22 protein-coding genes are annotated in these 23,254 nt (G+C 73.1%); 13 read left to right on the top strand and 9 right to left on the bottom strand.

The annotated features are described in order from the left end of the window. Positions 1–214: 214 nt before the first annotated feature. The 4 genes from QK440_RS29590 (at position 215) to QK440_RS29605 (ending at position 2,913) form a co-directional block, all read left to right on the top strand. Positions 215–1,477 carry an MFS transporter gene (locus QK440_RS29590; protein ID WP_282796315.1) on the top strand — a complete coding sequence of 421 codons (1,263 nt, stop codon included), beginning with the start codon at positions 215–217 and terminating at the stop codon, positions 1,475–1,477. Between the two features lie 207 nt (positions 1,478–1,684). Continuing rightward, on the top strand, positions 1,685–1,801 hold the full coding sequence (locus QK440_RS29595) for an SGM_5486 family transporter-associated protein (protein WP_268257331.1): 117 nt from the start codon (positions 1,685–1,687) through the stop codon (positions 1,799–1,801). 233 nt (positions 1,802–2,034) lie between these two features. Further along, a complete protein-coding gene (locus QK440_RS29600) occupies positions 2,035–2,253 on the top strand; it encodes a hypothetical protein (RefSeq protein ID WP_282796295.1) in 219 nt (72 codons plus the stop codon). A gap of 141 nt (positions 2,254–2,394) precedes the next feature. After that, a complete protein-coding gene (locus tag QK440_RS29605) occupies positions 2,395–2,913 on the top strand; it encodes a histidine phosphatase family protein (protein ID WP_282796296.1) in 519 nt (172 codons plus the stop codon). Positions 2,914–2,979: 66 nt separating this feature from the next. Here QK440_RS29605 and serB read toward each other — a convergent pair whose 3' ends face one another. Both serB and QK440_RS29615 read right to left on the bottom strand, forming a co-directional pair. Beyond that, positions 2,980–4,266 (bottom strand): phosphoserine phosphatase SerB, encoded by a 1,287-nt coding sequence (gene serB, locus QK440_RS29610; RefSeq protein ID WP_282796297.1) that lies wholly within the window; start codon positions 4,264–4,266, stop codon positions 2,980–2,982. A gap of 479 nt (positions 4,267–4,745) precedes the next feature. Further along, positions 4,746–6,902 (bottom strand): streptophobe family protein, encoded by a 2,157-nt coding sequence (locus QK440_RS29615; RefSeq protein WP_282796298.1) that lies wholly within the window; start codon positions 6,900–6,902, stop codon positions 4,746–4,748. 677 nt (positions 6,903–7,579) lie between these two features. Here QK440_RS29615 and QK440_RS29620 point away from each other — a divergent pair. Next, on the top strand, positions 7,580–10,255 hold the full coding sequence (locus tag QK440_RS29620; protein ID WP_282796299.1) for an FHA domain-containing protein: 2,676 nt from the start codon (positions 7,580–7,582) through the stop codon (positions 10,253–10,255). A gap of 130 nt (positions 10,256–10,385) precedes the next feature. Here the strand turns inward: QK440_RS29620 and QK440_RS29625 are convergent, their stop codons facing one another. The 3 genes from QK440_RS29625 to QK440_RS29635 form a co-directional block, all read right to left on the bottom strand. Beyond that, complete coding sequence (locus QK440_RS29625) at positions 10,386–11,072, bottom strand: transglycosylase SLT domain-containing protein (RefSeq protein ID WP_282796300.1); 687 nt, start codon at positions 11,070–11,072, stop codon at positions 10,386–10,388. A gap of 294 nt (positions 11,073–11,366) precedes the next feature. Continuing rightward, entirely contained in the window at positions 11,367–12,449 is a 1,083-nt protein-coding gene (locus tag QK440_RS29630; RefSeq protein WP_282796301.1) for an S-adenosylmethionine:tRNA ribosyltransferase-isomerase, read from the bottom strand. After that, positions 12,446–13,147: an SDR family oxidoreductase gene (locus QK440_RS29635; protein WP_282796302.1), complete on the bottom strand. Its 702-nt coding sequence runs from the start codon at positions 13,145–13,147 to the stop codon at positions 12,446–12,448. The genes QK440_RS29630 and QK440_RS29635 overlap by 4 nt, the downstream gene beginning before the upstream one ends. A 317-nt stretch (positions 13,148–13,464) precedes the next feature. On the opposite strand from QK440_RS29635, the gene QK440_RS29640 reads away from it, so the two are divergent. The 4 genes from QK440_RS29640 to QK440_RS29655 all read left to right on the top strand — a co-directional run bounded on the left by QK440_RS29640 (position 13,465) and on the right by QK440_RS29655 (position 16,220). Continuing rightward, complete coding sequence (locus QK440_RS29640) at positions 13,465–14,610, top strand: GAF domain-containing sensor histidine kinase (protein WP_282796303.1); 1,146 nt, start codon at positions 13,465–13,467, stop codon at positions 14,608–14,610. Beyond that, positions 14,603–15,271 carry a response regulator transcription factor gene (locus QK440_RS29645; protein WP_282796304.1) on the top strand — a complete coding sequence of 223 codons (669 nt, stop codon included), beginning with the start codon at positions 14,603–14,605 and terminating at the stop codon, positions 15,269–15,271. The genes QK440_RS29640 and QK440_RS29645 overlap by 8 nt, the downstream gene beginning before the upstream one ends. A gap of 345 nt (positions 15,272–15,616) precedes the next feature. Further along, positions 15,617–15,862: a chaplin gene (locus QK440_RS29650; protein WP_282796305.1), complete on the top strand. Its 246-nt coding sequence runs from the start codon at positions 15,617–15,619 to the stop codon at positions 15,860–15,862. Between the two features lie 115 nt (positions 15,863–15,977). Next, a complete protein-coding gene (locus QK440_RS29655) occupies positions 15,978–16,220 on the top strand; it encodes a chaplin (RefSeq protein WP_282796306.1) in 243 nt (80 codons plus the stop codon). 240 nt (positions 16,221–16,460) lie between these two features. Here the strand turns inward: QK440_RS29655 and QK440_RS29660 are convergent, their stop codons facing one another. Beyond that, positions 16,461–17,264, bottom strand: coding sequence for a hypothetical protein (locus tag QK440_RS29660; protein ID WP_282796307.1), 804 nt, complete (start codon positions 17,262–17,264; stop codon positions 16,461–16,463). A 129-nt stretch (positions 17,265–17,393) separates the two neighbouring features. Between QK440_RS29660 and QK440_RS29665 the strand changes: the two genes are divergently transcribed. From QK440_RS29665 to QK440_RS29675, 3 genes are all read left to right on the top strand, one after another. Further along, on the top strand, positions 17,394–18,185 hold the full coding sequence (locus QK440_RS29665; RefSeq protein ID WP_282796308.1) for an ABC transporter ATP-binding protein: 792 nt from the start codon (positions 17,394–17,396) through the stop codon (positions 18,183–18,185). Between the two features lie 46 nt (positions 18,186–18,231). After that, complete coding sequence (locus QK440_RS29670; protein ID WP_190138138.1) at positions 18,232–18,660, top strand: NfeD family protein; 429 nt, start codon at positions 18,232–18,234, stop codon at positions 18,658–18,660. Positions 18,661–18,868: 208 nt separating this feature from the next. After that, complete coding sequence (locus QK440_RS29675) at positions 18,869–19,816, top strand: SPFH domain-containing protein (protein WP_282796309.1); 948 nt, start codon at positions 18,869–18,871, stop codon at positions 19,814–19,816. Positions 19,817–19,902: 86 nt separating this feature from the next. Here the strand turns inward: QK440_RS29675 and QK440_RS29680 are convergent, their stop codons facing one another. The 3 genes from QK440_RS29680 to QK440_RS29690 form a co-directional block, all read right to left on the bottom strand. Further along, a complete protein-coding gene (locus QK440_RS29680; protein ID WP_190138140.1) occupies positions 19,903–20,409 on the bottom strand; it encodes an HNH endonuclease in 507 nt (168 codons plus the stop codon). A gap of 154 nt (positions 20,410–20,563) precedes the next feature. Next, on the bottom strand, positions 20,564–21,103 hold the full coding sequence (locus QK440_RS29685; protein ID WP_282796310.1) for a YbhB/YbcL family Raf kinase inhibitor-like protein: 540 nt from the start codon (positions 21,101–21,103) through the stop codon (positions 20,564–20,566). A gap of 112 nt (positions 21,104–21,215) precedes the next feature. After that, the gene (locus QK440_RS29690) at positions 21,216–21,998 is read right to left on the bottom strand and encodes a sporulation protein (protein ID WP_282796311.1); all 783 of its coding nucleotides are present in this window, start codon (positions 21,996–21,998) and stop codon (positions 21,216–21,218) included. 216 nt (positions 21,999–22,214) lie between these two features. Here QK440_RS29690 and QK440_RS29695 point away from each other — a divergent pair, with 216 nt between their 5' ends. After that, positions 22,215–22,856, top strand: coding sequence for a DNA-3-methyladenine glycosylase (locus tag QK440_RS29695; RefSeq protein WP_282796312.1), 642 nt, complete (start codon positions 22,215–22,217; stop codon positions 22,854–22,856). Positions 22,857–23,254: the final 398 nt, after the last annotated feature.

The following is a 23,254-nucleotide window of genomic DNA, read 5'->3' on the forward strand; positions in this document are numbered from 1 at the left end:
GCCGACGGGGACCAGGGCCGGAGCTGTTGCCGGTTCCGGTTCCCGTTCCGGAACGGGTACGTGTACGGAGGGCTCGGCGGGTCCGGTCGGCTCGGCGGGTCCGGCGGCTGCCGCGGGTTCGGCGGTCTCCATGGGTTCGGCGGCTTCCACGGGCCCCGGGAGCGCGGTCGGCGTGAAGGACGCCGGGGCGGCGCGCGGCGCCGGGCGTACGCCGGTGGAGCCGGGCCGACCGGCACCCACGCGCGCGTGGGTGACACGCCTGGTCGTCGTCGGCATCGTCCTCGCCGCCCTCAACCTGCGGCCCGCCATCACCAGCCTCGGCGCGCTCCTCGAAGAGGTGCGGGACGGCCTCGGCATGAGCGGCACCCTCGCGGGGCTGCTCACCTCCGTGCCGCCGCTGTGCTTCGCGCTCTTCGGCAGCCAGGCCCCCCGCCTGGCCCGGCGCTTCGGCGCGGGCGCGGTGGTCTGCGCGGGCATGGCCGCGATCGCCACAGGACTGCTGATACGCCCCTTCGTGGGCGGCACCGCCGGGTTCCTGGCCGCCACCGCGTTCGCGCTCATGGGCATCGCCGTGAGCAACGTCCTGATGCCGGTGATCGTCAAGCGCTGGTTCCCCGACCGGGTCGGCTCGATGACCGGTCTCTACTCGATGGCCCTCGCGCTCGGCACCTCCCTGGCCGCCGCGCTCACGGTGCCGCTGACCGACGCCCTCGGCGGCAGCTGGCGCACCGGGCTCGCCCTGTGGGCGGTGGTCGCGGTCGTCGCCGTCGTGCCGTGGCTGCCGCTGGTGCGCGAGCGCGGCGCCGAACCGGCCGCCCCCGCGTCGGCCGCTCCTGTGTCAGCCGCCCCCGCGTCGGGCGCCCGGCAGGAGGACCCCGCGCTGCGCATCACCCACAGCCGTACCGCCTGGGCGCTCGCCTGCTTCTTCGGCCTCCAGGCCACCGCCGCCTACATCACCATGGGCTGGATGCCGCAGATCTTCCGGGACGCGGGGGTGCCGGCGGGCGAGGCGGGCGTGCTGCTCGCCGTCACGATGGCCATGGGCGTGCCGCTGGCCTTCGTCATCCCGCGCGTCGCCACCCGCCTGCCCCACCAGGGCCCCGTCGTGATCGTCCTCGGCGCCTGCGGTCTCGCCGGGTACGCGGGCCTGTACCTCGCCCCGGCGGGCGGCGCCTGGGCGTGGGCGCTGCTGTGCGGTATCGCCAACTGCGCGTTCCCGCTCGCCCTCACGATGGTCGGTATGCGGGCCCGGAGCAGCGTCGGCGTGGCCAAGCTCTCCGCCTTCGCGCAGAGCACGGGCTACCTCATCTCCATCCCGGGCCCGCTCCTGGTGGGCATGCTCTACCAGCACAGCGGTGGCTGGGGCCTGCCGCTCGCGCTCATGGCGGGCCTGATGGTGCCGCAGATCGCCGTCGGCTTCCTGGCGGGCCGCGACCGCACGATCGAGGACGAGGTGGCGGCGAGGGCCGCGGCCTGACCCGGCACGGGGGACGGGCGCCCGCTTCCCGCCGACGGGCACCCGCTTCCCGCCGGAGCGGGCGCGGGCGCGGGACGGGCAGGGAGCGGAGGCCGGAACCCCGCTGTGCGGAGGCGGCCCGTCCCGAGGCGGCTCCGGCCCGTCCCGAGGCGGGCGCCCGCCGACCCCGGGGGCGGGCCATGGGGCGAGGAGTGCGAGACTTGCGGCATGCCAGTGCTCGACCCGAACCCCCAGAACGGCCAGAAAAAACTGTTCATCGTGCTCGGCGCGATGCTGGCCATCACCGTGCTCATCGGGATCATCGCGTCCGTGGCGTCGCCGTGAGCCGCTGACGGATCTCCCGTCCCTCCCGCCCCTCCCGTCTTTCCCGCCCTCCAGTCCTCGTCCGTGCTCCGTGCCCCGGCGGGATGGTGGTGCTAGCCCCACCATCCCCTAGGGGGTCAGTGTCAGGGTTAAGTGGGTGGATCACCGGATGGGCTGAGGGCCCCGGACTCCGTACCTTCGAGATGTGGCCGCGACGACGCGGCCCGCAGCACTCGAAAGATCCTGGAGGCGGCATGTCGGCCCGTGCGCACACCCGACGCGACCCGGCGGACCGGACGGAACCGGCCGCGGTCGAGATCCAGCTTCCCTGGTGGGCCATCGCCCTGCCCGCGGTCGCCTTCGCGGCCCTGCTCCTGCTGATATTGAACCCCGCGGACGCGCACGCCGCGAGCAGCGAGCCCGTCGTCACCCACCTCCTGGAGCGCGTGCGAGCCGTCCTCGCCGCCATCTGACGACCGGCCCCGGCGGGCCGTGACCGGGCACGAGGCCGCGGAGGCACCTGGTGAACGCCCCGGCACCACGCCCCGTCACCCGGCGGCCGAGCCCGCCAACTCCCTGCGCCCCGTGGCGTGTTTCATGCGAAGCTGGGACGCATGAGCGTCGCAGAACCCCGCAGGATTGTCCTTTTCCGGCATGCGAAGGCCGACTGGCCCGAGGTGGCCGACCACGAGCGCCCGCTCGCCGAGCGCGGCCGCAAGGACGCCCCCGTCGCCGGCCGCAAACTCGCCGACACCGGAATCGCCTTCGACCTGGCCCTGTGCTCGACCGCCGTCAGGACCCGCGAGACCTGGAAGCTCGCCGTCCAGGAACTCCCGCAGCGCCCTCGTACGGTGTACGAGGAGCGGGTCTATGAAGCCTCACCCGGCGAGCTGATCGCCGTGCTCAACGAAACCCCCGACGACGTGCGCGACCTGATCCTCATCGGCCACAACCCGGGCGTCCACGGCCTCGCAGACGTCCTCGCGGGCGAGGCCGAGGGCGACGCGCAGGTGCGGATGAACCGCCGGGGCTTCCCGACGTCGGCGTTCGCCGTCCTCACGTACACCGGCTCGTGGAAGGCACTGGAGCCCGGCACGGCCACGCTGGTGGACTACTGGGCGCCGTCCGAGTAGCAGCACAACCCGTCGACCGAGCAAAGGGCCCGGCACCGGGGTGCCGGGCCCGCCTCCGCCGGGCTGTTACTCGTGATCCAAGTGCATGTCCGCAGCCTCGACCTCTTCGCGTGTGATCCCGAGCAGGTACAGCACGGTGTCGAGGAAGGGCACGTTCACGGCTGTGTGCGCGGCTTCGCGGACCATGGGCTTGGCGTTGAAGGCGACGCCGAGGCCGGCCGTGTTGAGCATGTCGAGGTCGTTCGCGCCGTCGCCGATCGCGACGGTCTGCTCCAGCGGTACGCCCGCCTCCTGGGCGAACCGGCGCAGCAGCCGGGCCTTGCCCGCCCGGTCCACGACCTCGCCGGTCACCTTGCCGGTGAGCTTGCCGTCGACGATCTCCAGGGTGTTGGCGTGGGCGAAGTCCAGGCCGAGGCGCTCCTTCAGATCGTCCGTGACCTGGGTGAACCCGCCCGACACGACGCCGACTTCGTAGCCCAGGCGCTTGAGGGTGCGGATGAGGGTCCGCGCGCCGGGGGTGAGCTGCACCTCCGCGCGCACCTTGTCCACCACCGAGGCGTCGAGCCCCGCGAGGAGCGCGACGCGCGCGTGCAGCGACTGCTCGAAGTCCAGCTCGCCGCGCATCGCGGCCGCCGTCACCTCCGCGACCTCCTCCTCGCACCCGGCGTGCGCGGCGAAGAGCTCGATCACCTCGTCCTGGATCAGCGTCGAGTCGACGTCCATCACGACCAGGCGCTGCGCGCGCCGGTGCAGTCCCGCGGCGACGACAGCGACGTCCACCCCGAGCGCGGCGGCCTCCAGGGCGAGCGCCGTGCGCAGCGGCTCGGTCTCCGTACCGGACACCGCGAACTCCACGGCGGTGACGGGGTACTTGGCGAGGCGGAAGATGCGGTCGATGTTGCCGCCGGTCGCCGTGATGCTCGCGGCGATGGCGGCGGTCGACTCGGCGGTGAGCGGGTGTCCGAGCACCGTGACGAGGGACCGGCCGAGGCCGCGCGGGCGGTTGTCGCCCCGGCCCGAGATGATCTCGGCCTGGAGCTTCTGCGACTCCGCCCAGGAGTGGACGGTGGCCCGCAGGCTCCCTTCGAGACCGGTCGGGGGCGCGGTGACCAGCGCGCACAGCACTATCCGGCCACGGGTCACGACCTGTTCGATGTCGACGACGTCCACGGAGTACGCGGCGAGCGTGTCGAAGAGTCCGGCGGTGATGCCCGGGCGGTCCTTGCCGAAGATCTTGACAAGGAGGGTGGGGACGTCGGCGGCGGCACCCGGCTGCGCGGGCGTGGCCCCCGGCGCCGGGGCACCGGAAGGCACGCTCGCGCCGGGGGGCGCGGGGGGCGTGGAGGCACTCATGGTGATCCCCACGGTAGCTGGCGGCTCCGGGCGCGGCGTGGGGGTGTCCAGGTGCCGGACACCTCCACACCCCCTTGTCACCCTCGCGCTCCCTGCCCCTCACCCCGCATCCGCCCGGGCTTTTCCCGCGGCCGAGTGAGGGCCTCGCGCCTCCGCTTGCCCGATACGAGGTTCCCGGCGGGGCAGCCCTTCCCCGTCGCTTCACGGCGCCTTGTCTCCTGCTCCCACGGCGCCTGGACATCCGCGGAGTACGAGCCCTCTTCCGCCGTTTCGCGGCACACGCTTCACCGCCCGTAGCCGGCGCACGCAGCAGCCTGGGCCTCCTCACCTGCGGTTACGTGGCGCCCTCACCGGCCCCTATCGCCGCAAGCAGGTGAGCCGGGCGGCGAGCCGACAGCCTCCGCCCGCGGAGCCGCACCCTTCAGCGAAGGCGCGCGCGGCACTGGGCGCCGGGCACCCCCGTCGGGCCCCTCAGCCCCTCAGCCCCTCCGCCTCGGTGGTTCCGCCCCGGGCGGCGGTGGTGGCGGCGGTGGAGGGGGCGGCGGAGGCGGCGGCCACTGCCTCGGGCGCTGACGGCCCCGCTCCGGCTCGTCCGAGCCTCGCCCCGCTCCCGAGCCGGACTCCGCTCCGGCCCTGGAGCCCCGCCCCGGCGTCGGCCCCCGCCCTGACCCGGAGCCCGGCCCTGACCCGGAACCCGGCCCTGACCCGGAGCCCGGCCTAGATCCCGGCCCCGGCCCGGGGCCCGGCACCACCGGCCCGATCACAGTCGGCGCCCCACTCGTACCCAGCGCCTCACCGGCTCCCCGCGACCCTCCGGCTCCCCGTGACCCTCCGGCTCCCCGCGACCCTCCGGCTCCCCGCGACCCATCGGCCCCCCGCACCTCACCGGCCCCTCGCGGCCCGCTCGCCCCCGAAGGCCCCCTCGCACCCGGCGCCCCACTCCTCGCTCCGGGCGCCCCGCCTGCCCCCGGAGGTGTCCGTCCGGGCCCCGGCGGCACCGCGCCCGGCCCCGGCGGAGGCACCAGGTACGGGTTCGTCTCCGCCCGCGGCGGCCGGTACGGCGTGCTCTGCAGGTAGGGGCCCGGCACCTGGGCCCGGGCGCCCGCCGGGGCCCGGCCCGGGGCCCCGCCCTCCGCCCGCGGCGGACCCGACGCGGCCGGTACCGCGCGGCTGCCCGCCGCCCCCGTGGCCCGCGCCAGCACCGCCCCGGCGGCCCCGGCCCCCGCTCCCCACGCGGCCCCGAGCAGCGCGGCCATGGCGAGGTTCCCCCGCAGCTCCAGCCGCGCCCCGAACGCGTCGAAGCCGAGCACCGAGAGAGAGGCGTCCGCGGACACCCCGGTCAACCACGTCATCAGCGGCAGTGCCACCGCGGTGACCGCGCCCAGCATCACCGCGCACCGCACGACGAAGGCGGCACCGGCAGGTGACGCGGGTGAGCTCCCCACCGCGGGCGGGCCCGCCCCGTCCCCCTCGCGCCCCTTGCGTCCCTCGTGCCCCCGCGCCAGCGGACTTCGTACCGCCGTCAGCACTCCCGCGAACAGCATCATCACCGCCGCCGCGACCCCCAGCAGCCACACCCGCCCGTCGAACTCCGCGAGCCGCCCCAGGGTCAGGGGGGCGTCGGAGTCCCGCAGCAGGTCGTCGACCGGGTCGGGCAGGAAGCGGGTCAGGGCGCCGGAGGCCTCACCGTCGTACGGGACGAAGAGGCCGACGGGCAGGCCGAGGAAGACGCCGTTCGGGGTGCCGAGGAGCGCGCCGCCCACGACCCGCTTGGGGTGGTCGTCGCCGATCGCCGCGTAGGCCGCCGCGGCCAGACCCGCCGCCACGGCCATCAGGACGACCGACACCAGCGCGGACGCCGCGGGCCGCAGCACGCGGTGCAGGCTCTCGCAGCCGGGCGGCAGCGGCGCGCGACGGGCGGCGAGCAGCGCGACGAGCAGCACCACGGCCGCCCAGATCGCGCCACCGAGCAGTGTGGCGCCGGTGTCCACGGTGAAACCGACCTTCGCCTCCGCCTCGACGAGGTCGCGCAGCCGGTCCGGGAGCAGGCCGCCGATGTCCCCGATGCCGCCGATGTCCTTGAGGCCGTCGGGAATGCGGTCACCGATGCCTCCGGGAAGCTCGTCGAGCCCTTTGTCAATTCCCTTGTCAATTCCCTTGTCGATGCCGAGCTGACCGCCGTCGATCGTGATCACGTCGTGACCGGCCCAGGCGAGACCGCCGAGCATCGCGACGAAGAGGGCGATCACCGCACCCGCGCGCGCGGCGAGTTCGGAGGGCGAGATCGCAACTCCCGCGCCGCGCAGGGACCGCAAAAAGAAGAAGGCGAGGAGGACCGCGCCCACAAGGCCCACGCCGAGCGGCGCGACGTCGATGGCCGTGGTCGCCTCGGCCCCCTTCAGTCCGAAGGCCGACACGTCGCCGGACGGGGTCACGGAGCCGCCGACACCCAGGGCGACGGCCGCCGCCGTCATCGGCCCGAGCGAACCGGCCGCGTCCACGCCGAGCAGGTGCAGACCCAGCGCGGCCGTGCCCGCCATGCCGATCAGCGCCCAGCTCACCGCCGCGACCGCGGAGACCAGGACGTCCCCCCAGGGCACGCTCCGCCGCTCGCCCTCGTACCCGCCGCTGCCCATCAGACCCCCCGAGCTCAGAGCGCGTCGCCCTCGGCGTACGGACACCGGCGGGCACACACCGCAGACGACACCGCGGACGACACCGATGACGCCGACGGCACCGGCGCGCCTGCGGCACCGGCGCGCCTGCGGCACCGGCGCGCCTGCGGCACCGGCGCGCCTGCGGCACCGACGCGGCTACGGCACCGCTGTCACCTCCGGCACCAACAGCACCGCCACCAACAACCCGGCACCGACGTCGCGAACGCCACCAACGCCACCGACGCGACCAACGCCACCGACGCGACCAACGACACCCGCCAGATCACCGATACCCGCGACCCCACCCACACCACCGACTCCCACAGCACAAAACATCCGGGCCATAGGTGCCGTGGAAGCCGCGGGCTCCACGGGCGCCATGAACGATATCGGCATCATGGACGGTTTTCAGGTGTCTTGGCCGTCATGGCCGATATGCGCGACATGCTCGCTATCCGTACTCGCTGAGAGCCCTTACCACTTTCCGGGGCGATATCTTCCCCGTCAACGGGGCCGTCATAGTGCCCCGTACGCAGTCTTCACAAGGCCCGACTTTCGGTCACCGGCCTCCGCCTGAAATAGTTCCTCCCGATGTTCGACATCCCTAGACTCCCCATGATGGGGGCAACTCGGGGGACAACTCAGTGGGGCATGGAGTGCCGGAACTCGTACTGGAATTGAATGGCAGGTCCTGGACGCTTGATTCGTCCCGGACATACACCCTCGGACGCGATCCGCAGGGTGACATCGCGCTCGACGACGCCAGGGTCTCCTGGCGGCACGCGACGATCAGTTGGAGCGGCCGGAGCTGGGTCATCGAGGACCACGGCTCGACCAACGGCACCTTCGTACAGGGGCAGCGGATCCACCAGCTCGAGGTGGGTCCCGGCTCGGTGGTCCACCTGGGCAACGCCACCGACGGCCCGTGCCTCGCCCTGTCCGGCGAAGCGCCCGGAGCCGCCGCCGTGGCCGCGCCGGGCGCGCAGCAGCAGGCGCAGCACGCCGCGCCGCAGCAGGCCCAGGGCCAGGCCGCGCCGGGCCACCAGGAGCCCCCGGGCTGGGCCGCGCAGCCGCAGCACCAGGCTCCGCAGCACCAGCAGTACCAGCAGCACCAGCAGATGCAGCAGCAAGCTCCGCATCAGCAGATGCACCAGCAGGCCCCGCACCAGCAGCCCTGGCAGCAGGCGCCGCACCAGCAAGCGCAGCAGGTGCCGCAGCCGCAGCAGGCCCAGGTGCCGCAGCAGCAGGGTCCGGGTGGGGGAGCGGGCGTGGGGGCCGGCGGCGCGGCGGGGGCCCCGTCGGTCTACGGCGACCGCAGCCCGACCACGTTCCACCAGCTCGCGCTTGGCCGAAAAATGCGCATCGGCCGCGCCCTGGAGAACGAGCTGGTGGTCTCGGACCTCCAGGTCTCGCGCCTGCACGCCGAGTTCACGGCGACGCCCGACGGCCGCTTCGAGCTGCGCGACCTCGGCTCGCACAACGGCACGTACGTCAACGGCATGCCGATCGCGAAGTCGTCGACGGTCCTCATCGGCCCGAACGACATCGTGGGCGTCGGCCACTCCACGTTCCGCCTGGTGGGCGACCGCCTGGAGGAGTTCGTCGACACCGGTGACGTCTCCTTCTCCGCGCGCCACCTGACCGTCACGGTCGACGGCGGCAAGCAGATCCTCAAGGACGTCTCCTTCGGCGTCCCGGAGAAGTCCCTGATCGCGGTCATCGGCCCGTCGGGATCCGGCAAGTCCACCCTGCTCAAGGCGCTCACCGGCTACCGGCCCGCCAACCAGGGCGACGTCCTCTACGACAACCGGAACCTGTACAAGCAGTTCGCCGAGCTGCGCCAGCGCATCGGCCTGGTCCCGCAGGACGACATCCTGCACAAGGAGCTGACCGTCAAGAAGGCGCTGAAGTACGCGGCCAAGCTGCGCTTCCCCGCCGACACCAGCGAGCAGGAGCGCGCCCAGCGCATAGGCGAGGTGCTGCGCGAGCTGAAGCTCGACATCCACAAGGACAAGAAGGTCACCTCCCTCTCCGGCGGCCAGCGCAAGCGCGTGTCGGTGGCCCTGGAGCTGCTCACCAAGCCCTCGTTGATCTTCCTGGACGAGCCCACCTCGGGCCTCGACCCGGGCATGGACCGCGACGTCATGCAGCTCCTGCGCGGCCTCGCCGACGACGGCCGCACGGTCCTCGTCGTCACGCACTCGGTGGCCGAGCTGGCCCTGTGCGACAAGCTGCTCGTGATGGCGCCGGGCGGCTCGGTGGCGTACTTCGGCCCGCCCGAGGAGGCCCTGAACTTCTTCGGGTACGACACCTGGGCCGACGTCTTCTCCGCCTTCGAGAACTACCGCGACTACGACTGGGCGGGCCGCTGGAAGGGCTCGCAGCACTACCAGATGTACGCCGCGGACATCGACGCCGTCGCCGCGCAGCCCGTCCACATGCCGTCGGCCCAGGCGATCAGGCCGCCCAAGCCGCAGGGCTGGGGCTCGCAGCTCATCACGCTGATCCGCCGCTACGTGTCGGTCATCGCGTCCGACAAGGGCTTCATGGCGCTGATGCTGATCCTGCCCGCGGTGCTCGGCGCGGTGAGCCTGCTCATCGACCCGGACAAGGGTCTGCTGCCGAACGTGAACCCGCAGACCGGCAAGATCATCCCGAACGGCACGGCCACCACGGTGCTGCTGATCCTCGCGGTCGGCGCCTGTTTCGCGGGCGCCGCGAACTCCGTCCGCGAACTGATCAAGGAGCGGGTGATCTACGAGCGGGAGCGCGCGACCGGCCTGTCGCGCTCCGCGTACCTGATGTCCAAGGTCATCGTGCTCGGCTTCATCACCGCGCTCCAGGGCGCGCTGGTCGGCGCGATCGGCTTCTCCTCCCGCGAGCTCCCGGAGGAGGGCCTGGTCCTGGGCGGCCAGGTGCTGCTCGAACTCTCCCTGCCGATCATGGCGCTCGGCTTCACCTCGATGATGTTCGGCCTGATCATCTCGGCCCTGGTGAAGACCGCCGAGAAGACCATGCCGCTGCTGGTGATGTTCGCGATCATCCAGGTCGTGTTCACCGGCTGCCTGTTCATCCTGCACGGCACGGTCGGCGTCAACGAGTTCTCGTACCTGATGCCGTCGCGCTGGGCGGTGGCCGCCGCCGGCACCACGCTGGACTTCAACAAGATCAGCCCCAACCCGGACGACCCCGGCAGCACCGACCCGATCTGGGACCACGAGGCCGGCGCCTACGTCATCGACATGGCCGCCCTGCTCGCCCTCGGCGCGTTCTGCGGCTTCCTCGTGGCCCGCTTCCTGCGCCGCCACGAGCCGGAGGTCATGCGCAAGTAGGCCCCTGCGGCACGAGCGCGACACGGGCGAGGCGCCCGGACGCGAAGAAGGGCGGCACCCCGTGCGGGGTGCCGCCCTTCGGCGTCTGCGAGCGCGGCCTCGGAAGAGGTCCGGTCCAGGAGGTGCGGACTCAGTAGGCGCCGTTGACGTTGTCGATCGAGCCGTACCGGTGCGCCGCGTAGTTGGCGGCGGCCGTGATGTTGGCGACCGGGTCGTAGATGTTCGTCGAGGTGCCCGAGACGTGGTACGCGGTGAACGTCGGCTGGATGACCTGGAGCAGGCCGATCGACGGGGTGCCGCGCTGGGCGTTGATGTCCCAGCCGTTGACGGCGTTCGGGTTGCCCGTGGACTCCCGCATGATGTTGCGGTGCAGACCCTCGTACGAGCCGGGGATGCCCTTGGCCTTCATGATGTCGAGGGCCTGGCGGATCCAGCCGTCGAGGTTGTTGGCGTACACCGGCTTGCGCACGGCCGCGCGGCTCGCGACCGTCTTGGCGCGGCGCTCGTCCTCGGCCTTCTTCTTCGCGGCGGCCTCGTCCTCGGCCTTCTTGCGCGCGGCGGCGTCCTTGGCCCGCCGGTCGGCGGCGGCCTGCTGCTTGCCGACGTTCTCGTGGACGGCCTGCTGCGCCTGCGCCGGCATGGACCAGGAGGCGGCGTGGGTGCCGAGCGCCTCGGTCCGGACGTCGGCCTCGGAGCTGCCCGGCACGACGGAGAAGGCGAGGGCGGCGGCGCCGAGCGTGGCGACACCGGTGATCGAGAACTTCTGGGCCCTGGTCAGGGAGGAGCGACTTCGACCAGCGGGGACGGACTTGGACATGCGGAGTGGACCTCTTCGTGTCGGGAGGCCGCTCTGGCGCCGGCGGGGGACTGGATGCTTCCGGCAAAACGCCGCGGTGCGAGGACCGCGGCGTCGAGCGACGGAGCAATTCTTAGCGGGCGCAAAATTCTGGGGCAACGATGTGACGTACGATCCGCGATAGTGGATCAGGGGGTGCGCCCCCGCCCCCGGCCCCCCGTTTTAGCCTCCCTTTACTGCCCACCGCTGTTTACTAGCGAGCTTCGTACGTGATGTGCGCCCTATGCGCGGGCTCACATCGGACGGGTAACAGTCTCACCGACAGTTGCTGGAGCAATCCGTAACGTGAGCAAACTCCTCCGGGAGGAGGAGATGGACGTCGCCGAACTCGTGCCACAGGTAGAGACGGCGTACCGCCTCGGCATAACCCCGCTCCACCGCCGCCCGCCCCGCGACCGCCTCCAGCATCAGCAGGTGCGAGGCCCCCGGCTCGTGCAGCCCGGTGAGCAGCCCGTCCACCACCCGCACCCCCCGCTCCGGCGTCACCACGAGGTCCGTGCGCCCGGCCGCCGCCCGCACAAGGCCGTCCGGCCCGGCCGCCGACTCCACCGCCCGCACGGCCGTCGTCCCCACGGCCACCACCCGGCCCCCGCCCGCCCGGACGGCGTTGATCAGCCGGGCCGACGCCTCCGGCACCGCGAAGCGCTCCGGGTACGGCGGCTCGTGTGCCTCCGGCGAGGCCACCCCCGTGTCGAGGCGGACCGGTGCGAACTGCACGCCCCGGCTCACGAGCCGCGTCACCAGGCGCGCGGTGAACGGACGCGCCGCGCTCGGCATCTCCGCGCTGCCCCCGCCGTCGTCAGACGGCAGCGCGAACACCGTCTGGTACACGGACAGCGGCTGGTCCCGCTCCGTGTAGGAGTACCGAACGGGACGCCCGTGACGGCGCAGGAAGCCCGGCACGTCCACCGGCACCCGCGCCCACCACAGCCGGGCGCCGTCCGCGCTCAGCGGCTCCTCGCACACCAGAGGCACGCCCCCGGGCAGCTCGACCACCGCCCCCGGCGGCCCGCCCGCACGCGGGCGCGTGGTTCCCTTCCCGTCCGGCTCCCGCAGCTCCACGGCCCACCGCCCGTCCGGCCCGAGCGTCGAGAAGTGCACCACCACGCGCGCGTGCCCCAGCCGCCCGTCCACCGCCGCGGGCAGCGTGGGCGAGGTGTTCACCACCAGCAGGTCACCGGCGCGCAACAGCTCCGGCAGCTCCGTGAAGGCGTGGTGCGCGACCTCGGTGCCGTACGAGACCAGCAGCCGTACGGAGTCCCGGCGTAGCCCGCGCCGCCGCTGCTCCACGGGCAGCGCCGCGTGCAGCCCCTCCGGCACCCGCACCGCCACGGTCACGACGCCACCAGCAGCGACGGGGCCGCGTAGCGCCCGCTCGCCGGACGCTCGTCGAGCAGTCGCAGAAACGCGGGCACGACCGTCTCCGGCAGCGGCCGCCCCGTGTCGTCGTCGGTGGGCACCGCCGCCTGGTACAGGTCCGTCCGCATGTCCCCGGGGTCCACGGCCCACACCCGCAGCCCCGGCTCCTCCTCGGCGAGCACCGCCGTGAGCTGGTCGAGCGCGGCCTTCGACGCCCCGTACCCGCCCCACGTCGCGTACGCCTCCGCCGCCGCGTCGGAGCTCACGTTGACCACCGCGCCGCCCGCGCGCGAGGCCCGCAGCAGCGGCAGCGCCTCCTGCACGAGCCCGAGCGGGGCCACCACGTTCGTCTCCAGGGCCTGTCGCAGCCCGTCCAGCGCCTGCGCGTCCAGGCGCACCAGCGGCTCCGCGCCGAGCGCGCTCGCGTTGTTCACGAGCAGGTCGAGCCCGCCGAACGCCCGCGCCGCCGCCACCAGGTCCGCGCGGTGCCCGGCGTCCGTGACGTCCCCCGGGACGGCGCGCACGCGCCCGCCACGGCCGCCGAGCTCCCGCGCGGCCTCCCGCAGCGCCGCGTCCGTCCGCGCGTCCAGGACCAGGTCCCAGCCGCGCCCCGCGAGCGCGGCCCCCAGCGCCCGCCCCAGTCCCTTCGAAGCCCCCGTGATGATCGCCACCGGCATGACGTGCCTCCCCTCTGCTCCGCCGGCCGAGCCCCCTGGCGCGTTCCGCCGGTGGCCCGCCGGACCCTCGGTGCGCCCCCTCCGTACCGCCGGGGGCGCCCGGCCGCCCTCGGCGCCCGGTGGCTCCACGCTAGGAACGCCACCCGCCCCGGCGCCTCGGACGCCGGGCGCAGCACGGCAGGTCCCTTCGTCCTACGGCGCCGGACGGCCCCTCCGGGGCGTGTGATCCGGGGCCCTTCGACCTAGGCCCTGCGCCCTAGCTCCCGGCGGCCACAGGTCGGATACGCGCTGTCACACCCCGCCGGTACGGTGGCCCCATGAGTCAAGGTCCCCGGTCCGGGCTGTACGCGGTCAGCTCGGCGCTGCTCGCCATGAGCAGCCAGCTCGAGGTGCGCGACGTCCTCAAGACGATCGTCGCCTCCGCCCGCGACCTGCTCGACGCGGAGTACGCGGCCCTGGGCGTCCCCGACGACCACGGCGGCTTCGCCCAGTTCGTCGTCGACGGCGTCAGCGACGAGCAGTGGAAGGCCATCGGCCCGCTGCCGCGCCAGCACGGCATCCTCGCCGCGATGCTCCAGAAGGCCGAGCCCGAGCGGCTCGCCGACGTCCGCGAGGACCCCCGCTTCGAGGGCTGGCCGGCCGCCCACCCGGACATGTCCGACTTCCTCGGCCTGCCCATCCGGTACGGGGACGAGACGCTCGGCGCCCTGTTCCTGGCGAACAAGAACTGCGCCAAGCCCGAAGGCGGCTGCGGCTTCGACGAGGACGACGAGGAGCTGCTCTCGATCCTCGCCCAGCACGCGGCCATCGCCCTGACCAACGCCCGTCTGTACGAGCGCAGCCGCGAGCTGACCATCGCCGAGGAGCGCTCCCGCCTCGCCCACGAGCTGCACGACGCCGTCAGCCAGAAGCTGTTCTCGCTGCGCCTGACCGCCCAGGCCGCCACCGCCCTGGTCGACCGCGACCCGGTCCGCGCCAAGGGCGAGCTCCAGCAGGTGGCCGCCCTCGCCGCCGAGGCGGCCGACGAGCTGCGCGCGGCGGTGGTGGAGCTGCGCCCCGCCGCCCTGGACGAGGACGGCCTCGTCGCGACCCTGCGCACGCACATCCAGGTCCTGGACCGGGCCCACTCCGCGCGGGTCACCTTCGAGAGCGCCGGCGTGCGCGCCCTGCCCGCCGCCCAGGAGGAGGCCATGCTGCGCGTCGCCCAGGAGGCCCTGCACAACGCCCTGCGGCACGCCGCGGCCGACCACGTCGCGGTCACCCTGGAGCGGCGCGGCCCGGGCGCGGTGCTGCGGGTCACGGACGACGGCCGGGGATTCGACCCGCGCGCGACGCGCCGCGCCGGGCGGCACTTGGGCCTGGTCTCCATGCGGGACCGGGCCGGCGGGGTCGGCGGACGGCTGACCGTGGCATCCGAGCCCGGCAAGGGCACGACGATCGAGATGGAGGTTCCCGGTGGCTGAGAACGAAGCGGCGGCCCCGGTCCCAGGGCGGATCCGGGTACTCCTGGTCGACGACCACCAGGTGGTGCGCCGCGGCCTGCGCACGTTCCTGGAGGTCCAGGACGACATCGAGGTCGTCGGCGAGGCGTCGGACGGCGCCGAGGGCGTGGCGTACGCCGAGGAGCTGAAGCCGGACGTCGTCCTGATGGACGTCAAGATGCCCGGCATGGACGGCGTCGAGGCGCTGCGGAAGCTCCGGGAGCTGGCCAACCCCGCGCGCGTGCTCATCGTCACCAGCTTCACCGAGCAGCGCACGGTCGTGCCCGCCCTGCGCGCGGGCGCCGCGGGGTACGTCTACAAGGACGTCGACCCCGACGCCCTCGCCGGCGCCATCCGCTCCGTGCACGCCGGGCACGTCCTGCTCCAGCCGGAGGTGGCGGGTGCCCTCCTGTCCCAGGAGGAGGCCAACGGCACCCACGGCAGGGGCGGTTCGCTCACCGAGCGGGAGCGCGAGGTGCTCGGCCTGATAGCGGACGGCCGCTCCAACCGCGAGATCGCCCGCGCCCTCGTCCTCTCCGAGAAGACCGTCAAGACCCACGTGTCGAACATCCTGATGAAGCTCGACCTGGCCGACCGCACCCAGGCGGCGCTCTGGGCGGTACGCCACGGCGTGACGGGCTGAACCGCCCACCACCAGGGGAGCGCGCCGGACGGAGCCCGGCTCGGCCGGGGGCCGGTGCGCGGTGCGGCCAGGGGGACGGTGTGCGGTGCGGCCGAGGGACGGTGCCCGGCTCGGCCGGGGGCCCGGTGTGCCCGGCTCCGCCGGAGGCGTACGCCGGCGTCGGCCCCGCCGCCTGACCGCCCCGGCGCACACGCCGGGGCGGTCAGTGTGCGCCGTCGCCTTCCGGACTGAGATTCATACCGTCGTGTGGATGTCCCCCGAATGGCGCATCCCCGCGGTCTCCCGGCCGTTCTCCAGTGCGTGCTGCGGCGCCTCGCCGCAGCTTCCGCTAGGAGGGTTTCAGCAGTGAAGAACATGAAGAAGACCGCAGCCATCACGATGGTGGCCGGCGGGCTGCTCGCCGCCGGTGCCGGTGTCGCCTCCGCCCACGGCGGCGCGCACGCCGACGGCCTCGCCAAGAACTCGCCGGGCGTCCTCTCCGGCAACGTGGTCCAGGCCCCGGTGCACGTCCCCGTGAACTTCTGCGGCAACACCATCACCGTGATCGGCGCCCTGAACCCCGCCTTCGGGAACGTCTGCGAGAACGTCTGACGGCCGTCGCGCGGCTCGCCCCCCGTCGGCCGCGCGACGTCCCACGCCGCACCGCCCCGGGCCCTGCGGCCCGGGGTGCCTCGCCCCACCAGTGCCACCAGAAGGAACGCACCCCATGAGCATCGCCAAGAAAGCCGCTCTGGCCGTAGCCGTCGCCGGTCTCGCCGCGGGCGTCTCCGCCCAAGCGGCCTCCGCCACCCACGCCGGCGCCGACGGCAAGGCCGCGAACTCCCCGGGCATCGCCTCCGGCAACGCCGTGCAGATCCCCGTCCAGGTCCCGGTGAACGCCACGGGCAACAGCGCGAACGTGGTCGGCATCCTCAACCCGGCCTTCGACGACCAGACGGTGAACCACTGACGCGTGCCACCACGGGCGCAGGACCCCGCGGCCCACGGGCCCGCGGGGTCCCGCGCATCCGGCCCCCGCCCCCGCCCCGCACCAGGCGGGAGCACCGCAGGCCCCGGAAACGGGAAGCCAGGCCCGACGGCAACCCCGTCCCCGGGAACGGGAAGCCAGGCCCCGACAGAGGCCCGCCGTACGGACCCCGGCGCACCGGCCCCGGGCACCGACCCCGCCCCGGCCGACCGGCCGAGCCCGCTACCCCCGCCCGCCCTCCAGCACCTCGACGTACGAGTTGTACGCGGCCACCTGCGCCCGCCGGGCCGTCCGCTCCACCGGCCGCAGCGCCTGGGCCCGCGCCGCCATCTCGCCGGCGCTCACCGCCCCGCCGTGCCCGTGGTCGTACGCCATCGACATCAGCAGTCCCACGCGCTGCGCCAGCTCGAGGACCCGCACCGCGCGCGCCGGATACCCCGGCGCGAGCAGCTCGCGCCCCCGCTCGGCCCGCGCCCGGTAGGCGTCGAGCGCCGCCTCCGCGACCGGCCCCGAGGCCGCCACGTCGAGCTGTGACAGGACCCGCGTGGCCTCCCGCATCGCCTCCGCGAGCTCCCGCTCCGCCTCGCCCAGCGACGGCACGTCCGCGGGCGGCGCCTCCCGCACGGGAAGGCAGTGCCACACCACCTCCACATGGACGTCCGCGGCGTCCGCCGGTCCGTCGGGACCCGCCTCGTACACCTCCGGTACGAGGCCGTACGCCGCCCCGGTGGCGACCACGGCCTCCTCGGCCTCCAGCGCGCGCTCGTTGAAGGCGGGCGGCCCGCTCAGCCCCAGCGGGTGCCCCGGCACGGGCAGCGCCACCCGCAGCCCCGTCACCCCGAGGGCCCGCAGCCGCCCGAGCGCGAGCGACAGACCGACGGGCCCCGGCTCCCCGGGCAGCCCCTCGACCCGGTGCACCGCGTCCTCCCCGACGATGGTGTGCACCGCGTCGTCCGGCGAGACAAGTCCGGCCAAAAGGGCGTTTCCCCAGGCGGCCAAGCGTCCTGAGCGTGGTTCCGAGAGCATGGACCCAGCCTAAGGACCGGCCTCGGCACGGGAACGCCCGGCCGGTGGCGTAGGTTTTATCCGGGGGCGCGTCCACCCTGACCACGGACGCGCGCGACAGCCGAGACTGCAATGGGAGAGACCGCGCTCATGAGCGAAGTACTGGAGCTTGAGGACGTATCCGTGGTCCGCGAGGGCCGGGCTCTGGTGGACCAGGTCTCCTGGTCGGTCAAGGAGGGGGAGCGCTGGGTCATCCTCGGCCCGAACGGCGCCGGCAAGACCACCCTCCTCAACGTCGCCTCCAGCTACCTCTTCCCCAGCAAGGGCACCGCCACCATCCTCGGCGAACGCCTCGGCAAGGTCGACGTGTTCGAGCTGCGCCCCCGCATCGGCATGGCGGGCATGGCCATGGCGGACAAGCTCCCGAAGGCCCAGACCGTCCTGCAGACCGTCCTCACGGCCGCGTACGGCATGACGGCGGGCTGGCGCGAGGACTACGAGGACGTCGACGAGCAGCGCGCCCGCGCCTTCCTCGACCGCCTCGGCATGAGCGACTACCTGGACCGCAAGTTCGGCACCCTCTCCGAGGGCGAGCGCAAGCGCACCCTCATCGCCCGCGCCCTGATGACCGACCCCGAGCTGCTGCTCCTCGACGAGCCCGCCGCCGGCCTCGACCTCGGCGGCCGCGAGGACCTCGTGCGCCGCCTCGGCCGCCTCGCGCGCGACCCCATCGCCCCCTCGATGCTCATGGTCACGCACCACGTCGAGGAGATCGCCCCCGGCTTCACCCACGTACTGATGATCCGTCAGGGCAAGGTCCTCGCCGCCGGCCCGCTGGAGCTGGAGCTGACCTCGCGCAACCTCTCCCTCTGCTTCGGCCTGCCGCTGGTCGTCGAGCAGCGCGGCGACCGCTGGACCGCCCAGGGCCTGCCGCTCGGCTGACCTGACGCCCTGTCCGTGACAGGAGTCCCGGCCCTACCATGACCATGTGGACATCGACGCATGGGTGTGGTGGCTGGTCGGCGCGGTCGGCCTGGGAATCCCGCTGGTAATGACCGCGATGCCGGAGTTCGGCATGCTCGCCGTCGGCGCCGTCGCGGCCGCCGTGGTCGCGGCCCTCGGCGGCGGGGTGGCGGCGCAGACGATCGTCTTCGCCGCCGTCTCCGTCGCCCTGATCGCCGTCGTCCGCCCCATCGCGGCACGGCACCGCTCCCAGCGCCCCCAACTGGCCAGCGGGGTGGACGCGTTGAAGGGCAGGTCGGCGGTCGTCCTGGAGCGCGTCGACGCCTCCGGCGGGCGCATCAAGCTCGCCGGGGAGGTGTGGTCGGCGCGCCCGCTCGACTCCGGGCAGAGCTTCGAGGCCGGCCAGCAGGTGGACGTCGTCGAGATCGACGGAGCGACCGCCGTCGTCATGTGACGGCACGGCACGGCAGACAGGGCACGGCAGGCACGGCAGCACGGCACTGCACCGGCCGCCGCCGCGCGGTACGTACGGCCGCCGGGCGCCACGCCGCCGCGGGGTGATCCGAACGCCCCACGGGGCAGGCGGCGTTCTGACAGACTCGCAGCGGATACGTCAAGATCTTCCGGAACCGCCGAAGCACGAAGGGTAGTGGGGAACCGCGATGGAACCAATCATCATCGTCCTGATCATTCTGGTGGTGCTGGTCTTCATCGCCCTGATCAAGACGATCCAGGTCATCCCGCAGGCCAGCGCCGCCATCGTGGAGCGCTTCGGCCGCTACACGCGCACGCTCAACGCCGGCCTGAACATCGTCGTCCCGTTCATCGACTCCATCCGCAACCGCATCGACCTGCGCGAACAGGTCGTGCCGTTCCCGCCCCAGCCGGTGATCACCCAGGACAACCTGGTCGTGAACATCGACACCGTCATCTACTACCAGGTCACCGACGCCCGGGCCGCCACCTACGAGGTCGCCAGCTACATCCAGGCGATCGAGCAGCTCACCGTCACCACGCTGCGCAACATCATCGGCGGCATGGACCTGGAGCGGACCCTGACCTCCCGCGAGGAGATCAACGCGGCCCTGCGCGGCGTCCTCGACGAGGCCACCGGCAAGTGGGGCATCCGCGTCAACCGCGTCGAGCTGAAGGCCATCGAGCCGCCCACCTCCATCCAGGACTCGATGGAGAAGCAGATGCGCGCCGACCGCGACAAGCGCGCCGCGATCCTCCAGGCCGAGGGTGTCCGCCAGTCCGAGATCCTGCGCGCCGAAGGTGAGAAGCAGTCCGCGATCCTGCGCGCCGAGGGTGAGGCCAGGGCCGCCGCCCTGCGCGCCGAGGGCGAGGCCCAGGCGATCCGCACGGTCTTCGAGTCCATCCACGCGGGCGACCCCGACCAGAAGCTCCTGTCGTACCAGTACCTCCAGATGCTCCCGAAGATCGCCGAGGGCGACGCCAACAAGCTCTGGATCGTGCCCAGCGAGATCGGCGACGCCCTCAAGGGCCTCGGCGGCGCGCTCGGCAACTTCGGCCCGGTCGCCGGCGGCGGCCCCGCCGCCCCCAAGACCCCGAGCGGCGTCGAGCGCCGCGAACAGCCCCCCATCGACTAGAAGCGCCTGGAGCGCCTGGAGCGCCTGGAGCGCCTGGAAGCGACTGAAGCGACCGAAGGCGTACGGTACGGCGCGGTACCCCGTGCCTACGCGGCGGGCTGGGCCAGCCAGTCCGGCAGCGCCGCCAGGCCCTCCCGGCCGAGCGCGAGCAGCATCGCGTCCGCGGGCGTCGGCTCGAACGGCTGCCGCAGCAGCGGCATCCCCGCCTGCTCCGGCGTCCGGTCGGCCTTGCGGTGGTTGTCGAGCGCGCACGACGCGACCGTGTTGAGCCAGGTGTCCCCGCCGCCCTGCGACCGCGGCACCACGTGGTCCACGGTCGTCGCCCGTCTGCCGCAGTACGCGCACCGGTGCCGGTCACGCACCAGCACACCCCGCCGCGACCAGGGGGCGCGTCTTCGGAACGGCACCCGGACGTACCGGCAGAGCCGGATCACCTGCGGCACGGGAAGGTCCACGTCGGCGGCGCGCACCCGCAGCCCGGGGTGGGCGTGTTCGACGACGGCCTTGTCCTGGAGCACCAGCACGACGGCCCGGTTCAGCGTCACCGTCGACAGCGGCTCGAAGCTCGCGTTCAGGACCAGCGTGTCCCGCATCCCGCCCACCTCCCGTGTGCACCGGCCCACCCCCTGGCGGACTGGATCAACTCTGGCCGGGCACGCCGGGATGGACAACGCAATAAAAGATGCCCGCCCCTGATCACTTCCAAGACCAGGGGCGGGCAAACGTTCCGTGAACGGTCGGCGGGTGTCAGTCCCCGTCGGGCGCCGCGTACTCGGCGACCACGTGCGCCCGCGCGAGCGTGTGGAACCGCAGGTTGAACCCGACGAAGGCGGGCGTGGCGTCCGCGTCCGGGCCCAGCTTCTCCTGGTCGACGGCGTACACGGTGAACACGTAGCGGTGTGCCGGGTCACCGGCAGGCGGGGCGGCGCCCCCGAAGTCCTTCGTCCCGTAGTCGTTGCGCACCTGTACCGCGCCCTCGGGGAGCCCCGCGAACGAGCCGCTGCCCGCGCCGGCCGGCAGCTCGGTCACCGAGGCCGGGATGTCGAACACGACCCAGTGCCAGAACCCGCTGCCCGTCGGGGCGTCCGGGTCGAAGCACGTCACGGCGAAGCTCTTCGTCTCCGGCGGGAACCCCTCCCACCGCAGGTGCGGCGACGTGTTCCCCTCGGCGTACACCTGAGCGTCCGGCAGCGTCGCGCCCGGCTCGAAATCCGTGCTCACGACCGTGAACGACGGTACGGGCGGAAGGAAGTCGTGCGGCAGCGGCGGCCTGTTGACCTCGGTCACGTAGGCACCTCCAGATCGGTTCGGACCAACGGTTCGGGCAACCGGTGCGGACAGCGGTTGCCCACGGCGGGGGACCACCGGCGATCACCCCGCCCGACGAGCCTAGGACGACCTAGAACCAGTTGCGACGGCTGCCGACCTCGGACAGCCACGCGTTCAGGTACGCGGCCCAGTCCGTGCCCTGGAAGTCGTTCAGACCGACCTTGAACGCCTTGTACGAGTCGCTGCCCTCGCTGAACAGGCCGGGCTTCTTGTCCATCTCCAGGACGACGTCCATCTCGCGCTCGTCGGCGACGAAGCTCAGCTCCACCTGGTTGAGACCGCGGTACTGCTCCGGCGGGAAGAACTCGATCTCCTGGTAGAAGGGCAGCTTCTGCCGCGTGCCGCGGATGTGCCCCTTCTCCAGGTCGGCGCTCTTGAACCGGAAGCCGAGCTGCCCGAACGCGTCCAGGATCGCCTGCTGCGCGGGCAGCGGGTGCACGTGGATGGGGTCGAGGTCACCGGAGTCCACGGCACGGGCGATCGCCAGCTCCGTCGTCACCCCGAGGTTCATCCCGTGCAGCTCGCGCCCCGCGAAGTGGGTGACCGGCGTCTCCCAGGGGATGTCGAGGCCGAACGGCACCGCGTGCACCGCCTCCGCCTTCAGCTCGAAGGCACCGCCCAGGCGCTGCTTGGTGAACTCGACGTCCTGCTTGATCTCCTGGTCGTTCCCCTCGACCTCGACGCGGGCCTGGAGCCCCACCGAGAGACCCTCGATCCGCTGGTCGACGGAGCCGCCCTGGATACGCACCTCGCCCTGGACGACACCGCCGGGCACGACATTGGCCTCGGTCAGCACCGTCTCGACGGAGGCACCGCCGGCACCCAGGCTCGCCAGCAGCTTCTTGAACCCCATGACTCTCCTCCCCAGGCCCCTGCCTGTGGCTTGACTCGCTCAACGGACCGTCGACTTCGATCCCTACCAACGCGACCAGCGCGCGTCCGGTTCCGCGCCCCCACCCTCGCGTGCCCACCCGACCGGCGAGAAGTCCTCCACCGGATCCCGCCCCCCCAGGGCCCCGGACCGGCACGCTTCCGGCACACCACCGCGGGTGTACTACGCTCGTACGGCATGATCGCGGCACCTGACCGTACGCCCCTGCCCCGGGAGTTCTACGACCGGCCCGTCCTGGAGGTCGCTCCGGACCTGCTCGGCCGCGTCCTCGTACGCAACTCACCGGACGGCCCGATCGCGCTGCGCCTGACAGAGGTCGAGGCGTACGCGGGGGAGGCCGACCCCGGTTCCCACGCCTATCGCGGCCGCACGGCCCGCAACGACGTGATGTTCGGCCCACCGGGCCACGCGTACGTGTACTTCACCTACGGCATGTGGCACTGCCTCAACTTCGTGTGTGGCCCGGAGGGCGTCGCGAGCGGGGTGCTGGTGCGCGCCGGGGAGGTCATCGAGGGAGCCGAGCTGGCCCGCCCCCGTCGACTCTCGGCCCGTAACGACAGGGAACTGGCCAAAGGTCCCGCCCGCCTGGCCACGGCCCTGGACGTGGACCGCGCCCTGAACGGCGCCGACCTCTGCGCGGGCCCCGAGGCACCGCTGACCGTCCTCGCCGGTACCCCCACCCACCCCGACCTGGTCGAGACCGGCCCGCGCACGGGGGTCGGCGGCGAGGGCAGCGTCCACCCCTGGCGCTTCTGGGAGGCCAACGACCCCACCGTCAGCCCCTATCGGGCCCACGCCCCCCGACGCCGCCGAACTTGACGCGGCGTTGGCGGTTCCGTAACGTAGCCCGAGCCGCTTGACCCGGGTACGGCGTTCAGCCTGCAGCCGGAAGCGGCCAACCACTACCTACGACTTCCCCTCAGCGGGGCCGTATTTCGCATGCCCGCATGCCGAAATCCGAATCCGCGGACTCGATTATGAGTCGCCGGGAGGATCCGCTAACGTAGTGGACACGCCGAAAGGCAAGGCCCTCCAACGGCCACCGGAAATGAATTCCGACCGGGAACGGAACGGAAAACGGATCTGGTAGGGTTGGAAACACGAAATACCGAAGGGAAGCGCCCGGAGGAAAGCCCGAGAGGGTGAGTACAAAGGAAGCGTCCGTTCCTTGAGAACTCAACAGCGTGCCAAAAGTCAACGCCAGATATGTTGATACC

Origin of the sequence: Streptomyces sp. CC224B, from assembly GCF_030010595.1 — a bacterium.
GTDB classification, from domain to species: Bacteria; Actinomycetota; Actinomycetes; order Streptomycetales; family Streptomycetaceae; genus Streptomyces; species Streptomyces longispororuber.

What these genes read in the sequence shown, in the direction of transcription:
- QK440_RS29595 (WP_268257331.1), top strand. Translation starts at nt 1,685, where the DNA reads ATGCCAGTGCTCGACCCGAACCCCCAGAACGGCCAGAAAAAACTGTTC.
- QK440_RS29600 (WP_282796295.1), top strand. Translation starts at nt 2,035, where the DNA reads ATGTCGGCCCGTGCGCACACCCGACGCGACCCGGCGGACCGGACGGAA.
- QK440_RS29605 (WP_282796296.1), top strand. Translation starts at nt 2,395, where the DNA reads ATGAGCGTCGCAGAACCCCGCAGGATTGTCCTTTTCCGGCATGCGAAG.
- serB (WP_282796297.1), bottom strand. Translation starts at nt 4,266, where the DNA reads ATGAGTGCCTCCACGCCCCCCGCGCCCCCCGGCGCGAGCGTGCCTTCC.
- QK440_RS29615 (WP_282796298.1), bottom strand. Translation starts at nt 6,902, where the DNA reads ATGGGCAGCGGCGGGTACGAGGGCGAGCGGCGGAGCGTGCCCTGGGGG.
- QK440_RS29625 (WP_282796300.1), bottom strand. Translation starts at nt 11,072, where the DNA reads ATGTCCAAGTCCGTCCCCGCTGGTCGAAGTCGCTCCTCCCTGACCAGG.
- QK440_RS29635 (WP_282796302.1), bottom strand. Translation starts at nt 13,147, where the DNA reads ATGCCGGTGGCGATCATCACGGGGGCTTCGAAGGGACTGGGGCGGGCG.
- QK440_RS29640 (WP_282796303.1), top strand. Translation starts at nt 13,465, where the DNA reads ATGAGTCAAGGTCCCCGGTCCGGGCTGTACGCGGTCAGCTCGGCGCTG.
- QK440_RS29655 (WP_282796306.1), top strand. Translation starts at nt 15,978, where the DNA reads ATGAGCATCGCCAAGAAAGCCGCTCTGGCCGTAGCCGTCGCCGGTCTC.
- QK440_RS29660 (WP_282796307.1), bottom strand. Translation starts at nt 17,264, where the DNA reads ATGCTCTCGGAACCACGCTCAGGACGCTTGGCCGCCTGGGGAAACGCC.
- QK440_RS29665 (WP_282796308.1), top strand. Translation starts at nt 17,394, where the DNA reads ATGAGCGAAGTACTGGAGCTTGAGGACGTATCCGTGGTCCGCGAGGGC.
- QK440_RS29675 (WP_282796309.1), top strand. Translation starts at nt 18,869, where the DNA reads ATGGAACCAATCATCATCGTCCTGATCATTCTGGTGGTGCTGGTCTTC.
- QK440_RS29680 (WP_190138140.1), bottom strand. Translation starts at nt 20,409, where the DNA reads ATGCGGGACACGCTGGTCCTGAACGCGAGCTTCGAGCCGCTGTCGACG.
- QK440_RS29690 (WP_282796311.1), bottom strand. Translation starts at nt 21,998, where the DNA reads ATGGGGTTCAAGAAGCTGCTGGCGAGCCTGGGTGCCGGCGGTGCCTCC.
- QK440_RS29695 (WP_282796312.1), top strand. Translation starts at nt 22,215, where the DNA reads ATGATCGCGGCACCTGACCGTACGCCCCTGCCCCGGGAGTTCTACGAC.